At 64.4% G+C, this 15,661-nt stretch carries 10 protein-coding genes; 7 read left to right on the top strand and 3 right to left on the bottom strand.

What is annotated here, in order from left to right:
* The first annotated feature begins 271 nt into the window (after positions 1-271).
* The 6 genes from BJI69_RS06575 (at position 272) to BJI69_RS06600 (ending at position 10,151) form a co-directional block, all read left to right on the top strand.
* Entirely contained in the window at positions 272-2,449 is a 2,178-nt protein-coding gene (locus BJI69_RS06575; RefSeq protein WP_046965819.1) for a glycoside hydrolase family 3 N-terminal domain-containing protein, read from the top strand.
* A gap of 299 nt (positions 2,450-2,748) precedes the next feature.
* Positions 2,749-4,263: an alpha/beta fold hydrolase gene (locus tag BJI69_RS06580; RefSeq protein ID WP_046965748.1), complete on the top strand. Its 1,515-nt coding sequence runs from the start codon at positions 2,749-2,751 to the stop codon at positions 4,261-4,263.
* Positions 4,260-5,948, top strand: coding sequence for an alpha/beta hydrolase (locus tag BJI69_RS06585; protein WP_078023065.1), 1,689 nt, complete (start codon positions 4,260-4,262; stop codon positions 5,946-5,948). The genes BJI69_RS06580 and BJI69_RS06585 overlap by 4 nt, the downstream gene beginning before the upstream one ends.
* Before the next feature lie 29 nt (positions 5,949-5,977).
* Entirely contained in the window at positions 5,978-6,754 is a 777-nt protein-coding gene (locus BJI69_RS06590; protein ID WP_046965750.1) for a 3-hydroxybutyrate dehydrogenase, read from the top strand.
* 140 nt (positions 6,755-6,894) lie between these two features.
* Positions 6,895-8,574, top strand: coding sequence for an alpha/beta fold hydrolase (locus tag BJI69_RS06595; protein WP_046965751.1), 1,680 nt, complete (start codon positions 6,895-6,897; stop codon positions 8,572-8,574).
* 155 nt (positions 8,575-8,729) lie between these two features.
* Positions 8,730-10,151 carry an alpha/beta fold hydrolase gene (locus BJI69_RS06600; RefSeq protein WP_046979734.1) on the top strand — a complete coding sequence of 474 codons (1,422 nt, stop codon included), beginning with the start codon at positions 8,730-8,732 and terminating at the stop codon, positions 10,149-10,151.
* Between the two features lie 14 nt (positions 10,152-10,165).
* Here BJI69_RS06600 and BJI69_RS06605 read toward each other — a convergent pair whose 3' ends face one another.
* From BJI69_RS06605 to BJI69_RS06615, 3 genes are all read right to left on the bottom strand, one after another.
* A complete protein-coding gene (locus tag BJI69_RS06605) occupies positions 10,166-11,353 on the bottom strand; it encodes an OprO/OprP family phosphate-selective porin (RefSeq protein ID WP_046965753.1) in 1,188 nt (395 codons plus the stop codon).
* A gap of 155 nt (positions 11,354-11,508) precedes the next feature.
* Complete coding sequence (gene glnA / locus BJI69_RS06610) at positions 11,509-12,921, bottom strand: type I glutamate--ammonia ligase (protein ID WP_046965754.1); 1,413 nt, start codon at positions 12,919-12,921, stop codon at positions 11,509-11,511.
* A 268-nt stretch (positions 12,922-13,189) separates the two neighbouring features.
* On the bottom strand, positions 13,190-13,975 hold the full coding sequence (locus BJI69_RS06615) for a zinc metalloprotease (RefSeq protein ID WP_046979735.1): 786 nt from the start codon (positions 13,973-13,975) through the stop codon (positions 13,190-13,192).
* Between the two features lie 107 nt (positions 13,976-14,082).
* Between BJI69_RS06615 and BJI69_RS06620 the strand changes: the two genes are divergently transcribed.
* A complete protein-coding gene (locus BJI69_RS06620; RefSeq protein ID WP_181016744.1) occupies positions 14,083-15,648 on the top strand; it encodes a tetratricopeptide repeat protein in 1,566 nt (521 codons plus the stop codon).
* The last annotated feature ends 13 nt before the right edge of the window (positions 15,649-15,661 follow it).

A 15,661-nucleotide genomic window follows, 5' to 3' on the forward strand; every position in this document is an offset into this window, starting at 1 on the left:
TCATCTTTTGCCGGAAACGCCCCGTGATTGTGAAGGCCAGGTCTTTCCCGGGCCGGCCACGTCCTTTCCCTGCCGCCCGGCGGTCCTCTCGCGACCCATCCGCAGTCCGCCCGCCCGCCGGCGGTGGCCGCAATCTCCAAACCATGCGCCCCAAGGCTGTAAACGTTTACACGTAACGTCATTTACATGACCACCTCGCGTGCCGATGCCGGTATCCTTGCCCGCTTACGGCGCCGGACTGCGCGCCGACCGTCTCCAGGCCAAGACCACCATGACCCGTAACCCCCGCATCGAAGACCTGATCGCCCGCATGACCGTCGAAGAAAAGGTCGGCCAGCTGGGCGTATTCGCCGATGCCGTGCGCCCGTTCGCACCCGATATCAATCCCGAGGCCAATGCCCGTGGGGCCGCTGAGGTGCTCGATCAGGTACGTGCGGGCCGGGTTGGCGCGCTGTTCAACGGCGTCGGTGCGGCGGAGGGTCGCGAGGCCCAGCGCGTCGCCGTGGAAGAGAGCCGGCTGGGCATTCCGTTGTTGCTTGGCGCCGACGTGATCCATGGCATGCGGACCGTCTTTCCGATCCCCCTGGCCGAAGCGTCCACGTTCGAGCCGGGTCTCGCCGAACGTACCGCACGCGCGACCGCGGTCGAAGCCACCGCCGCGGGCATCCACTGGACATACGCACCGGCGGTCGACATCGCGCGCGACCAGCGGTGGGGTCGCGTGGCCGAAGGTGCGGGCGAAGACGTCGTGCTGGGCTCAGCCTTCGCCGCTGCGCGCGTGCGCGGTTTCCAGGGTGCCGATCTCAGGGCCGACGACTCACTGCTTGCCACCCCGAAGCACTTCGCCGCCTACGGCGCCGTGGCCGGCGGGATGGAATACAACACCGTCGACATCTCGCCGCAAACGCTGCGCGACGTGCATCTTCCACCTTTCAAGGCGGCGCTCGATGCCGGCGCGCTCACGATCATGAGTGCGTTCAACGACATCAACGGCGTGCCGGCTTCGGCCAACCGTGAACTCATGACCGATATCCTGCGCGGCGAGTGGGGTTTCGAAGGTTTCGTCGTGTCGGACTACACCGCTGACATGGAACTCATCGCGCATGGTTTTGCCGCGGACGAACGCGATGCCTCGCGCCTCGCCTTCCTCGCCGGCGTGGACATGAGCATGCAGAGCGGCTTCTATGCGGCCCATCTGGCCGACCTCGTGGCGTCGGGCGATGTCCCCATGGACGTGCTGGACGAAGGCGTGCGTCGTGTCCTCTCCGTGAAGCACGCTATCGGCCTGCTGGACAACCCGTACCGCTCGCTCGACCCCGCCGTGGAAGCCGATACATCGAAGAACGCCGAGCACGCCGCCCTCGCGCGCGACGGTTCACGCCGCTCGATCGTGATGCTTAAGAACGACGGCGTCCTGCCGCTGCGCAAGAACGGCCAGAAGATCGCGCTCATCGGCCCGTTTGGTGCGGACGTCGAGAACCTCGAAGGCTGCTGGACGCTCTTCGGCGACAGCGCGCGCCACGTGAACATCGAGACGGGTCTGCGCGACGCACTCGACAATGGCGCGAGTCTCGATGTCGTCGCCGGCTGCGGGATCGAAGATGCCATCGCGGGAGGCATCGAGGAAGCCGTCGCCGCGGCGAAGCGCGCCGACGTCGTCCTGCTCGCCATCGGCGAGCCGCAGGTTTACTCCGGCGAAGCGCAGTCCCGCACGAACATCATCGTGCCCGCCGCACAGCAGGCCCTCGCCGACGCGGTGGCAGCCACGGGCACGCCTGTGGTCGTCCTGCTGAAGAACGGCCGCGCGCTCGCCCTGACCGGCGCGGTGCGCGAGGCGAATGCCATTCTCGTCACGTGGTTTCTCGGCAGCCAGACTGGCCCGGCCATCGCGGACGTCGTCTTCGGCGACTACAACCCGGCGGGGCGCCTGCCTGTCAGCTTTCCCCAGGACGCCGGACAGCAGCCTTACTTCTACAACCACCTGCGCACAGGCCGACCGGAGCTCGCCGACCAGCCGCCGGCGTTCAAGTCGCGGTATCGCGATATCACTTTCGAAGCGCTCTATCCGTTCGGGCACGGGCTCAGCTTCACGCGTTTTGCCTACACACCGCCCGAGGTCGCGACGCAGGTCGGTTGGAACGACACGATCGTGGTCGGCGCCACGGTGACGAACATCGGCGATGTCGCGGGTGAGGAGGTCGTCCAACTCTACATCCACGACCGTGTCGCCAGCCGCGTCAGGCCGGTTCGCGAGCTGAAGGCGTTCCGGAAAATTCTCCTTGCGCCGGGTGCATCGGAAGATGTGTCGTTTGAACTGACACGAGCGGATCTCGCCTTCACGCATCGCGATGGCGTAACGTTCGAGGCGGAGCCAGGCGACTTCCAGGTGTGGATCTCGGGGTCGTCCGCGACGGGCGAATCGGCGACATTCGCACTGCTCGCGCGCTGAGGTATCCGACACGGCGGAGGCCGCGACCCACACGCTGACGCAGCGCGCACCGATGCATCCGCGACCCCCATCGACCTACCGTGACTCTCCCCTCGCAACGGAGCGTCACGATGAATCCACGAGTCTCCCGCGCTGCCGGAGCGCTTCTACTCTGGCACGGTGCATGTGCCGCCCAGGAAGTGCCTGACTGGCGTCTTCCCGACTTGCGGCCCTCGACGATCCTATGGACTGCGTGCCCGTCAGGCCTCGTGCGCGAGAGCGCGATTGTCCGGCTCGGCGACCGCTTGCGTTGCGGGACCATGGGTGTCCCTGTCGACCACCATCATCCCGATGACGGCATCATCGAGGTGGGCCTGGTCCGCGTGACCGCCAGCGATCCCACCCGTCGACAGGCTGCCATCTTCTTCAATCCTGGTGGCCCTGGCGAGACGCCGATGGACATCCTGCCCTCGCTCGCGCAGTACTGGGACAACGCCTACGTCGACCACCCGGTGCACGGCAGCAAGAAACGACTCGCCGAGCAGTTCGACCTCATCGCCGTCGTTCCGCGCGGGCTGAATGGCGGTACGCCTTTCCTGTGCACATCCGACAACGAGGCCACGGATTTCCACGATATCGTCGCGGATCGCTCCCCTGAAAACATTCAGGCCATGGACGCTTACATGCGCGCGACCGCGGCCGCCTGCCGCGCGAACCCGCTATACCCATTCATCAACACCGAACAAACCGTCTACGACATGGAGGTCGCACGTCGGGCACTGGGTGAACCCAAGCTTCACTATCTCGGCTATTCGTACGGCGCATGGCTTGGCAGCTGGTATGCGGCCTCCTTCCCTGAGCACGTGGGGCGCATGGTCCTCGATTCCGGCATGGACTGGACGGCCGACTGGAACACCAATATCACGCGGAGCAAGATCGCGTCGCAGAACCGGTTCGACCGGCTCGTCGGCCGCCCTGCCGCGAACGATTACGAGCGCTACGGACTGGGGAGGGATCTGCCTTCAGTGCTCGCGCGGATCGGCGAGCTGGCCGTTCCTGTCAGGCGAGCGTGGGGCGGATTCTGGAAAAGCCCCGAGAACCTGATCGGCGCGCTCGCAGTCTCGGACTGGTTGCGTGCCGAGCCCAACATGAGCCTCGAGACCTTGACCGAACGCATGAAGGCTCACCGCTTCCATCGCGACGACGCGACCAACACCGCGATACGAGACGATGCCATCCGTTACGCGTGGCGCCTCTTTCCCGTGTCCTACCAGCCCGAGCCTTTCCGGTTCGACGATGTGAGTTCGCTCTTCTCGGCCGTGATGTGCAACGACATGCCATATGCCGGCGACGTGACCCATCACCAGGCGCGGGTCGCGACGCTTGCCGAGACCCTTCCCGCCACCAACGGGCGCGGCCTCGAATATCACTGCGTGTTCTGGGGAGGCTCGCACGCCATGCGTCCGCCTTTGAGCAGGGTTGGCGCCGCCGGTGACATCCTCATGGTGCATGCCTCGCTGGACCCCGTCACACCGTTGCAGAACGGAACCTCGGTGTTGGCCAGTACGACGATGACTCATCTCCTCGTCGCCGAGGGGATCGAAGAGCATGGTGTCTTCGGCTTCACGGACTCGGCTTGCGTGGAAGACACCGTTGGCCGTTACCTGTTGACCGGCATCCTGCCCGCGGGTCGTGAATACCATTGCACGGCCACGCCAGCGGCGCACGGTGAGACCGACGACGGATTCACACGCCCCGGCGACGCCGTAGTCCTGCGATCGGAACTGTCGGGATTGCGGTCACCGTTCGCTCCCCGCGCGGGGGACCGTCCATGAATGCATCCTTTGTGTGCGTAAGACGGCGCCACACGCTCCTTGGCATCTTCCTTGTCGCTGCTTGCACCAGCGTCGCCTCCGACGCGAGTACGGGCACCATGCTCACGACCATGACCTGGGGGCCATGTGCTCCCGAGCTGGTGGACCCGCATTGGTCGGCCGTACTCGGGGAGCGTCTCGAATGCGGCATCATGCCCGCCTGGCTCGACGCGGACGCACCGGAACGGGGTGCGCTCACGGTTGGCCTCGTTCGCTTCAAGGCAGGCGAAACCTCGCAGCGCCAGGGTTCCATCTTCTTCAACTTCGGCGGCCCTGGCGGCAATCCGCTGGATTTCATGCCGAGCATCGCCTACCTATGGTCGACTCGCTCTGCCAATCATCCACTGGACGGCGACAAGCGTCGCCTGGCCGACCGCTACGACCTTGTCGCCGTCATTCCCAGGGGGCTGCGCGGCGGCACGCGCTTCGCCTGCCACGTCGCGGAATCGCAGGATGGACACGACCCCACCGTCGATCTTGCCGACTGGAACTGGGTAGGTTACGTCAGGGAGAGCCGCGCCTACGCCACCGGCTGTGCCGTCGATCCTCTGTTCGCCCATGTGGGTACCCTGCAACATGTCCGTGACATGGAACAAGCGCGGATCGCACTGCACGAACCCGTGCTCAACTTTCTCGGATTCTCTTACGGTACGTGGGTGGGAGCGTTCTACAGCGCATCTTATCCCGCTCATGCGGGACGCATCGTGCTCGATTCCGCCATGAACTACGCCGGCAGCTTCGAGGATCAGGTCGCCGAAGAACCTTACGAGCGCCAGGCACTGTTCGCGCAAACAGCACTGCGCCCTGCCCTTGCCAAGCCCACCGTCTACGGGCTCGGTACCGACGCTGGTACCGTCCTCGAACGAATGCGAAACATGCCTCATCGGGCACGGGAGGCGTGGCCCTCGCTGATCGACACACCGGAAGATCTCGTGGCGGCGCTGACCATGGCCGATTGGGTCCGGGAAGACGGTGAAAGCACGGGTGAGCGTCTTATCGCGCGAATGAAGGGCTATCGCTTCAGCAAGGATCCCGTCGTCGACGGCCAGATCCACGACGCCGCGAGAGCGTTCGCACCCCTGATCGAACGCGGCCGCATCAATGATCCGGAGACAGCCGCCCTGGTAGACTTGTCCGTCTACCATGCGGTCGCCTGCGGGGACACGCCGTGGCTGAAGAGCGCAAAAGCCCTGCGCAACATGGCGAATGAGATCGGCGACCGCTACCCGGCTTCGCACGGCGTACCCGTCACACTCGGGCTGACCTGCCTGCACTGGCCTTCCCCCCCGCGTTGGCGTCCGTCGTTGACCGCCCTTGCCGAGGCGCCGCCCATGCTCATGGTCCAGGCGGAGTTCGATCCGGCGACGCCGACGTCTGGCGCTATGCGTGCCTTCAACGCCTCGCCCAACGCCTATATGGTCCTCGCTCACGGCATGACTGGGCACGGCCTGTTCGGTACGTCGGCCACGCCATGTATCGAACGCGCCGTCGGCCGCTTCCTGCTCGAAGGCGAACTGCCTTCCCAACGCATGTCCGGCTGCAATTTCGTACCCTCGCCTCCAACACGGCACGTGCGCGACACCGGGGAGCTGACGGACGAGCAATCCGTCCGCGATGAACTGCAACATCGGCTACGAAAGATGTAAGGTCTTCCCATCCCACGCGGAATACGATCATGCAGAGTCTCAGCGGGAAAATCGCCCTCGTGACAGGTGCCGCCAGTGGCATAGGACGCGCCATTGCTTCGTCCTATGCCAGGGCGGGGGCAACCGTCGTCGTGGCGGACATCGATGCCGACAAGGCCGGTGAGGTCGCGTCCATCCTCGGCGGCGGTGCCATCGGTGTCGCAATGGACGTCACCGATGAAGCCCAGGTCGAAGAAGGATTCTCCCGTACGCGACAGGATCTCGGCCCGGTCGATATTCTCGTCAGTAATGCCGGCGTCCAGATCATTTCTCCCTTGGTGGACTTTTCCTTCGCCGACTGGAAACGCATGCTCGCCATCCACATGGATGGCGCCTTCCTGACCTCACGGGCCGCGATGCGACAGATGATCGCTTCGGGTCGCGGCGGTTCCATCATCCTGATGGGCTCGGCACACTCCCACGTGGCATCGAAGTTCAAGGCACCGTACGTGGCGGCTAAACACGGATTGCTCGGTCTGGCGCGCGTCATCGCGAAGGAGGGCGCCAAAGACAACATCCGTTCCAACGTCATCTGTCCGGGGTTCGTCAGGACACCACTGGTCGAAAAGCAGATTCCCGAGCAGGCCCGCGAGCTTGGCATCAGCGAAGAAGAGGTCATCCGTAACGTGATGCTCCGCGACACGGTAGACGGCGAATTCACCACACTGACTGATATCGCCGACACCGCACTCTTCCTGGCGGGTTTCGAGTCCAACGCGCTTACCGGTCAGTCGCTCGTCGTGACGCATGGCTGGCACATCCAGTGACAGTCACGGACTTCCCGTAGAACGAGAAGATGCTTACAACCGGCCCGGCGACGTGAGGATATTTGCAGCGGTGACCGCCGATGGGACCGACGGTCATCACCGCGTAATTTCGTGGTCTCTTCGTACCGGGACCCACGCACATGCACTTCGCCCATCGATCGCTCGTGGCCCTCGCCACGCTTGCCGGCCTGCCAGCATCCACTAGCGCCAACCCTGCCTCGACGCCTTCCATCGCCTGGGGCACCTGCGCCGATAGCTGGGTGGGCCGTGCGTCCACGACCCTCGGCGATCGCCTGCAATGCGGCAGCATCACTACGCCATTCGACCATCTTGCGCCCGATGGCCGAACGATGACCATTGGCGTCATCCGTGTACGCGCATCCGATCCGACGCATCGTGAAGGCGCTATCTTCTTGAACATTGGGGGCCCTGGCACGCACCCAGGCGGGTTGCTTCGGTCGATGGGTGAGGCCTGGTCGGACATGGGCAGTGTGAACCCGGACGAAGTCGACAAGCGTCGACTCTCGCAGCGCTACGACCTGGTCGCCGTCATCCCTCGCGGCTTGCCCGGCAGCGGTGACCTGCATTGCGCGCCTGCACGTCCCGCCCCGCCTCACGCTTTCCTGCCAACTCATCTGGGCGACAACAACTGGCAAGTCATCCTCAACGGCACGCAGGCCACGGTAGACGCGTGCACGTCGATCCCGGAAGCTCGCTACGTCAACACCGAGCAACACGCCCACGACATGGACATGGTCCGTCGCGCGCTCGGCGACGAGAGACTTCATTTCTATGGTATTTCTTACGGTGGCCTGGTGGGTGCCTGGTATGCCTCGCTGTACCCGTCGCACACCGGTCGCCTGCTGCTCGACTCGAGCATGGACCTCATGCATGGATACCGCTCGGCGGCATACCTTTCGATGGTGGCGCAGCAGCACCGATTCGACGAGGACGTCGTCGCGCCCGTGTTGCGCCATCCCGCTCGTTACGGGCTTGGCGACAGTAGCAACGCCGTCGCCAGCGAGATCGACGATCTTTCGCCCCGTGCACGCGAAGCCTGGGCAGGGCGCCTGGATTCACCCGTTGGCCTGGCCGCCGCGCTTCACCTGGCGGAGTGGCTGATCGCAGACAGCCTGCTTACCAAGGAGGCCATGATGCGACGGATCGACCATACCGTGTTCAGCCATGACACGGCGCTCGACCAACGCATGCGCCTGGAAGCAAGCCAGCTTGCCCCCTTGCTCTACCCTCAGACGGAGACGTCGGCGCCGCATGTCACCGAACGCGAAGGCGAGTTCGTTCGTGTGGCCGTGGGTTGCAACGACTTTCCCTGGACACGAAGCGAAGCCGAGATTCGCGAATCGGCCCGACGCTACGCCGGACGCTACTTCAACTTCGTCGGCGACCAAACGCTCGAAGAGCTCGCCTGTACACGTTGGGGCGGGCCTCGCGCCCGACGTCCCGATCTTTCACGCCTGGGCCTCGCGACACCCTTTCTGCTGATTCAGTCGGAGAAAGATACCTCCACGCCGCTGGTAGGCGCGCAGCACATTCTCCACGCGTTCGCCAACGCTCGCATGCTTCTGGTACGGAACTCCAGTCTGCATGGCGTGTTCAATTTCACGAACTCGTCCTGCATCGAACGGACGGCGGCGCACTACCTTCTCACCGGTGAGCTGCCCGTCCTGCCATCGCGCGCATTCTCCTGTGACGACATCTTCGATCATCCCGTCGACGCATTGCCCGGCTCACATTCGTCCAGTGCGGGGCCGATAGCGATCGACGAGCCCGCGGAAACGTCCAGCCACGTGGAGCTATGATGAAGCACTCTTCGCTCGTGCTCCTTGCAGCCATCCTCCTGCCGACGCGGATGGTTTCCGCGGAATCCGTCGCTCCCCTGACCTGGACGCCCTGTGGGCCGGTCACGGCCTCCTCGAATGACGTTTCTTCACGAACCGAATGCGCACGGTTACGCGTGCCTCGCGATTATGCTCAGCCGGAGGCGGCGACGCTCGACCTCGATGTCGTTCGTGTCGTCGCCGCCAGTGAGCGTGGCAATCGCCACGACGGCGTCGTGTTACTGGAGCCAGACGAATTCGCCGAGCCGGCGATCGTTGCCGTTCCAGCCATGGCCTCGACGTGGCTGGACGGCGATGGCTACTGGCGCGAGGCCGCGCGCCGACTCGATCTGGTGGGCCTGGCACAGCGTCGCATGGACGACGCCGGCGGCCGGGACTGCCTTTCCGCGACCTCACATCTGCCACGCCACGACTCCCTTGGAACCGACGGCACCCTTGGCAACATGACGACGGCCGGGAACCTCGCCCTCGCGATCGCCACCGCCTGCCAGAACGACACCATGCACGCACATATCGGGGTAGGACCTCGCATCGAAGACATGGAACGTCTGCGTGAAGCCCTTGGCCAGCCTGCCATCCATCTTATCGGCATCGGACGCGGCGGCTGGGTGGCTTCCCGCTACGCGGAACGCTATCCAAGGCATGTCGGGCGCATGTTGCTCGATAGCAGCTGGGACGCCGATGGTTCCGTCGCCGAAGCGATGGAAGCGCGCGTCGAAGAGCGCGGGCGAACGATCCGCCGCGCTGTCGCCGCGCTCATCGCCGACCCCGCACGCTACCATGGAGGAGACGACGTTGCCGCCATCCACCGACGGCTCGGACGACTGCCCCCGCTGGCTTATGCGACATGGACGCGACACATCGTCGACGCGGACGACCTGGCCGCGGTGCTTGTCCTTGGAACGCTCTCGGCTCGCCATGCCACGATGTCGACACCGGTTCTTCGTAACGCGCTGGTCTCCGCCGAACGCGTCGTCGACATCGATGTCGACGTGCCCATTCGGCGTTCGGCAGGGTGGATGCTCGATCGGCTCGACGCCGATCGGTCGGGTGATCCTTACGGATTCGGCCCTCGCGCGTCGAACGCATCCCCGGCGCTGACAGCCAGCGTGTTCGCTACGCGTTGCAACGATGGTTCATGGGGCAGCGATCGCTCTTACTGGCGTACTCGTACGCGCGACCTACGCGCCACCTGGCCGTCCGCCGTTGGCAACGAATCCTTCCAGGGCATGGTCTGCAGCGAATGGCCCACGGCGTTCGCACCTTCGTCGGTCCCGGATCTGGTGGGCGCCCCGCCCTTCCTGATGGTCCATGCGGAATTCGACGACGAAGCCCCCCTGCGTCCGGCGGCGATGATGCTCCAGGGGCACGCTAACGCGAGCATGGTCGTCGCACGTAACCTGCGGGCGCATGGCGTGCTTGCGCGTCGCGACCGGGCCTGCGTATCCGAGCTGGCCGGTCGCTTTCTGGTCGACGGCACGCTTCCCGCGGCCAAGCTGAGCAATTGCCGCCTGCCCCTGCAACCCACGATGCCCTGAAGCCGGCGCGCAGATCAGAACATGATCTGCGCGCGTACCTCGACAACACGCGGATCGACGCGAACGTCGCGTCGGTCGCTGATCGCGCGAACGTAGTTTCCCTGCAGCTTGAGGTATCTGGTGAGATACCAGTTGGCCCCGAGCGTCCAGTCATGTTCCGTGCCGCCCAGTGTCGGGCCGTCGTCGAGATCCAGCGTGCTGTATCGAATCAGGAACTCGAGGGCTCCCCACGACCCCTTCGGCGACACGTCGGCGACGTTGCCGCCGCTGTAGCTCCGGGATTCACCGGTGGCGACCCAGCTTCCGAAGGTGTACCAGCCATGGGCGTCATAGGCAGGCTTGTTCTCGAGTTTCACCTTCGCGTCGAGATACTCGCTCTGCACCGACCAGGGCCCGTGAATCCAGAGGCCTTCGAGCCCACGGCGGTCGACATGGTCGGTCACGCTCAGCACGCCGGAATCGATCAGCCGCTGGGTGGCCAGTCCCGCTTCGGGCAACGCGCGCAGGCGCACGTTCGGCGGTGTGTAGCGACCGCGGCCGTCGGTCGTGCCATAGGGCGTCTCCCGTGACACCGAGCCGCCGAGATGCAGGACGTTGCCCGGCTCGTTAAGCGGCGTCCACGCCGCGCGTCCCGCGACCATGCGGCCGTCGAGATCACCCTGGAGATTGCCGCCGTGGTAGTAACCCAACTGCACCAGGTAAGCCTTGCGCGTCAACGCCCAGTCGACGCCGATACGCCTGTTCGCATAAACCGCTTGCATGGGCAGCGACGGCTCGAGGAACGATGTGGAACCGGTGCTGGTATTGCCTTCGAAACCGACCGGCGTCTTCATGAAACCGACGCGCACCGCGCCGTAGTCGTCACCGAGGACGGCCTTGCTCTGCAGGCGAAAGAACGTGTCCAGCCAGGTGTGGGTCTGGAAGTCGAAGACGACGGTCGCGTCGTAGACGCCTTTCTTGCGGACAAAGAAACCGAATTCCTTGCGCCGGTTCGTTTGGGCATCCTCGTAAAGCCCGTCATCGTGTGAAAAACGATCGACGTCGTATTGGTACTTCACGGACAGACCAAGATCCGTACCATCGGCGAACACGTAGTGGGTCGGCCAGTTGCTGCGCCAGTCGTATTGATTGCCCGGTGCGTCGGTGGCGAACGCGAACACGGGCGCAATCAGCGCCAGGGCACTGAGGGCGATCTTCTTCATGAGGTTGCCCCTCCCAGGGCTCAGCTGGCGGCACCAGCCGATACATCGGGAAGGACTATAGCGTGACCTTGCGAATTCGTTAACTCTTGCGGGCCGAGCGCAAAAAAAGGGGCGCCGAAGCGCCCCTCTCTCCTCACCCCGAGTTGTGAACGCGATCAGATCGCGTAGTACATCTGGAACTCGAGCGGGTGGGTGCTCGCGCGGTAGCGGGTCACTTCCTGCATCTTCAGGGCGATGTAGCCATCGATGAAGTCGTCAGTGAAGACGCCACCGGCCTTGAGGAACTCGCGATCCTTGTCGAGGGCGACAAGCGCTTCGTCCAGGCTGGCGCAGACCTGCGGGATGTTCTTCTCTTCTTCCGGCGGCAGGTCGTAGAGATCCTTGTCGGCCGGTGCACCCGGGTCGATCTTGTTCAGGATGCCGTCCAGACCGGCCATCATCAGCACGGTGAAGGTCAGGTAGCCCGACTGCATCGGGTCCGGGAAGCGGATCTCGATGCGACGACCCTTCGGGCTCGACACGTACGGGATACGGCAGGAGGCCGAACGGTTGCGTGCCGAGTAAGCGAGCATCACCGGTGCTTCGAAGCCCGGAACCAGGCGCTTGTAGCTGTTGGTCGTCGAGTTGGCGAAGGCATTGATCGCGCGGGCATGCTTGAAGATGCCGCCGATGTACCACAGCGCCGTCTGCGACAGGCCGCCGTAGAGGTCGCCGGCGAACAGGTTCTCGCCGTTCTTCGACAGCGACTGGTGCACGTGCATGCCCGAGCCATTGTCACCGACGATCGGCTTCGGCATGAAGGTCACCGTCTTGCCCGCCTGGTGGGCGACGTTCTTGATGACGTACTTCATCGTCATCAGTTCGTCGGCCTTCTTCACCAGGGTGTTGAAGCGCGTACCGATTTCGCACTGGCCCGCGTTGGCGACTTCGTGGTGGTGTACTTCGACCACCTGGCCGAGCGACTCGAGCACCTTGCACATGTCGGCGCGCAGGTCGCCGAGGCTGTCCACGGGCGCCACCGGGAAGTAACCGCCCTTCACGCCCGGACGATGACCCGTATTGGTGCCGTCGTACTTGTAGCGCGACGACCAGGCCGCTTCTTCGGAGCCGATCTCGTAGAACACGCGGCCCATGTCGTTCTGCCAGCGGACCGAATCGAAGATGAAGAACTCGGGTTCCGGACCGAAGAAGGCCGTATCGGCGATGCCGGTCGACTTCAGGTAGGCCTCGGCGCGCTTGGCGATCGAGCGAGGGTCGCGGCCATAGGCCTGCATGGTGCTCGGCTCGAGCACGTCGCAGTGCAGGATCAGCTGCTTGTGCGCGCTGAACGGATCGAGGTGGGCGGTTTCCGGATCCGGCATGAGGACCATGTCGGACTCGTTGATGCCCTTCCAGCCGGCGATCGACGAACCGTCGAACATCTTGCCGTCTTCAAAGGTGCTCTCGTCGATGGCGTGAGCAGGAAAGGTCGTGTGATGGTGCTTGCCGAGGATGTCGGCGAAGCGGAAATCAACGAACTCGATTTCCTCGTCCTGGATCAGGTTCAGCACTTTCGAAGCGGCGGACATAAAAACCTCGGGTAGGTGGGCGGAGTCCATTTAGCAATCGCCATGCCAGCAGTACCGCCATCGACGGGGCCGCCAGGACCAAGCTTTCGCATCATAGAACGGCTGTGAGGCCGATGTGCAAATGCACCAAAGTGGTGCATTTGCACATCGCTTGCACCAGTCACTGGCCTGGAGCAGGTACGGCCACCCGTCCCACCAGACGCCTTGGCGTTCCTAAAAGGGATCGAACAGTTTCGCCGTCCCATCCATCCCGGGAAGAAGCACCAGCTCAGTCATGCAATGCGACGCCCGGCCCCACGACGAAAACGAAGATGGCGGCAGTGAGCACGGCACCGACGATCCACCCCCATGAGGTTTGCCAAGGCTCGGCACGAGTCGCCTCGGCCCTGGCAGATTCCGTCAAAGCCGGCACGAAAAGCAGACCGAGCATGCACCCGAAACCGCCGGTCACTCCCACCAGAAAGAAGAGGTTCGTCAGGGGATTCATCGCTGCACCCGCAGCGAGCGGCAAGCCGCCGGCAAGGTAGGCGGGCCAGGTCAGGCGAGGGAGGGTGTGCCGTCCGATGGAAACGCTATCCAGTCGCCTGGCGAGGGATACCGAAGCGAGGCGAAGTGACATGTAGTAGCCCGCCGCGCCCAGGTCGGCCAGGCCGATACGCCAGGCGATGTGCGGCTCCCATCCGGCAATCACCACGGCCAGGTCGCCGAAGTCGAGCACCCCCGAGTACACGGCATAGCCGGTGCCATTGAGCAGGTTGATCGTGGCGAACAGCCAGAGAAAATACGACCCGGGGCCAAACGTCGTGAGGCGTCGAAACCACGCCATCGCAATCGCACCCAGGATGAGGTTCACCAGCGGACCAGCCAGGGCGACCACGCGACTGACCGCGCCCTGCGAGCTCAAGGCGACCGTCGTCAGTTGGACAGGCGTGGCGTCATCGAAGAACAGCATCGCTACGCCATGCCCCAGCACTTCATGACACATGTCCATCGCGGCATAGGCGACAACGGCAAGGGATGCCGTCGTGGCGAGACCTCCCGTCGATCGCGTCATGGTGTCCATCCCTGCCCCGTGGCCATTTCGGCGGATTGTGTCGTATCACCTGCGCCGTGGCTACGGCTATGATCGCCGGGCAACGCAGACCATGACAGGGGATGGATATGGCAAGGCAGGGAAACCGACGCGTGCTGCTTTTGGGAGGATTGCTCCTGGCCGTCGCTGCGCTGGCGGCGGTGAAGAGTTGGCCAGCACCGGAAGCGACGTCGACAGGCCATCAGGCGGGACACGCTTTCACCGCGACACCGACCCTCGATGCGTTCATGGCACAGGTGCAGACCGCAGCGAAAATCGCCGATCCGGTCGAGCGCTGCCTGCACATGCCCGACCCGCCGGGTTCGCATTGGCATACGGACGGTGTCGCGGCCTATTGCCGATACCGACTCACCGAGATGAAGGAGATCGCGGGATTCCGCGCGCTCATCGCCGCCGGCAAGGGCGCCGAAGTCGACCGACTGCTTGCCGGGTATCTGCAGATGCAGCTGCACGACCCCGGGTATCCAGCCATCTTCGACCAGGCGGTGAGCAGGGCCGGCTTTCATGACGCCAGCGCTGAAACGCGTGCCGCCATCGATGCATGGTTGCGCCAGCGACCGGACAGCGTCTTCGCTGTCGCCGCCAGTGGCATGCAATACCAGCAGGCCGCATTCGCCGCACGCGGCGCCGACTTCGCTTCGAAGACAAGTAGCGAACAGTGGCGCGAGGCGCGAAAGCTGGCCGATCTCGCGCGTCGGGACCTGGATCACGCGGCGACGATGTCACCGGCCATCCCGGCGATTTACGCGGACATGCTTCGCATGGGCGTGTTGACTGGCGATAGTCGTTACGCCATGGCCGCTATCGAACGTGGATTCGCGGTGCAACCGAACAACCTGCCCCTGCGCCTGGATCAGGCTGACTTCACGGGCAGGAAGTGGGGCGGCAGCACGGCATGGGTCGCCCGACAAGCCGACGAAGCCGCGGTCGCCGCCAAGGACACGCCTCTGCTCTGGGTCGCCGCCGGCAATGCGCACATCGAGGCTGCGACAGAGGGGCACCTCACGCGCCCCGCCGACGGCCGCTTTCTGGCGTTGGCCGATGAAGTGGCCACGGCCTACAGCCTGAGCCAGCTTGCCGCCGACGCCAACCGCGCAAGGAAGAGCGACGAGGCCTTCGTGCTCGCCGTGGAAGCGATACGGTTCGACAACTCGCAGGGCGACGCCCTCTATGTGCTGGGTTACCTCGCCACGCAAGGCTATTACCGTGAATGGGCCAAGGCCGAGCTGATCCGCGCGGCGAAGGAGCATCCGGACGACGTGGATGTCGCCGCTGACGCAGGGGTCGAGTTGCGCTACCTCGGTGAGCCTGCTTTGGCGGAGTCGTTGATGGTTTACGCCACCGGGCACGAGAGGGACGACTGGGTGCTCGCGATGCTTGGCGACTTTTACTCGCACGAGGGACACAACTACCCGAAGGCAGGCGCGATTGCCGACGAATTGATGCGGCGCGACCCCGGCAACGCCAACGGTTATGTCATCCGGGCATGCGTGGACAAGGACACGAACAGTCCGAATCGCTATCGCTCGGCCAGGGATTTCCTCGCACGCTTCGGCGACGATCCCAAGCAGCAGGGTCCTGCCGCGGAGATACGCGCGTGGCTCGCTACACATCCGGAACCGTCGGCGGGTTGAGCGAACCGCACCA

Origin of the sequence: Luteibacter rhizovicinus DSM 16549, assembly GCF_001887595.1 — a bacterium.
In the GTDB taxonomy this organism is placed as follows: Bacteria; Pseudomonadota; Gammaproteobacteria; order Xanthomonadales; family Rhodanobacteraceae; genus Luteibacter; species Luteibacter rhizovicinus.

Bases quoted from the DNA above. Each gene is read 5' to 3' on its own strand.
- BJI69_RS06615 (WP_046979735.1), bottom strand. From the start codon at position 13,975: ATGACGCGATCGACGGGAGGTCTCGCCACGACGGCATCCCTTGCCGTT.
- BJI69_RS06620 (WP_181016744.1), top strand. From the start codon at position 14,083: ATGGCAAGGCAGGGAAACCGACGCGTGCTGCTTTTGGGAGGATTGCTC.
- BJI69_RS06590 (WP_046965750.1), top strand. From the start codon at position 5,978: ATGCAGAGTCTCAGCGGGAAAATCGCCCTCGTGACAGGTGCCGCCAGT.
- BJI69_RS06580 (WP_046965748.1), top strand. From the start codon at position 2,749: ATGGGTGTCCCTGTCGACCACCATCATCCCGATGACGGCATCATCGAG.
- glnA (WP_046965754.1), bottom strand. From the start codon at position 12,921: ATGTCCGCCGCTTCGAAAGTGCTGAACCTGATCCAGGACGAGGAAATC.
- BJI69_RS06595 (WP_046965751.1), top strand. From the start codon at position 6,895: ATGCACTTCGCCCATCGATCGCTCGTGGCCCTCGCCACGCTTGCCGGC.
- BJI69_RS06585 (WP_078023065.1), top strand. From the start codon at position 4,260: ATGAATGCATCCTTTGTGTGCGTAAGACGGCGCCACACGCTCCTTGGC.
- BJI69_RS06575 (WP_046965819.1), top strand. From the start codon at position 272: ATGACCCGTAACCCCCGCATCGAAGACCTGATCGCCCGCATGACCGTC.
- BJI69_RS06605 (WP_046965753.1), bottom strand. From the start codon at position 11,353: ATGAAGAAGATCGCCCTCAGTGCCCTGGCGCTGATTGCGCCCGTGTTC.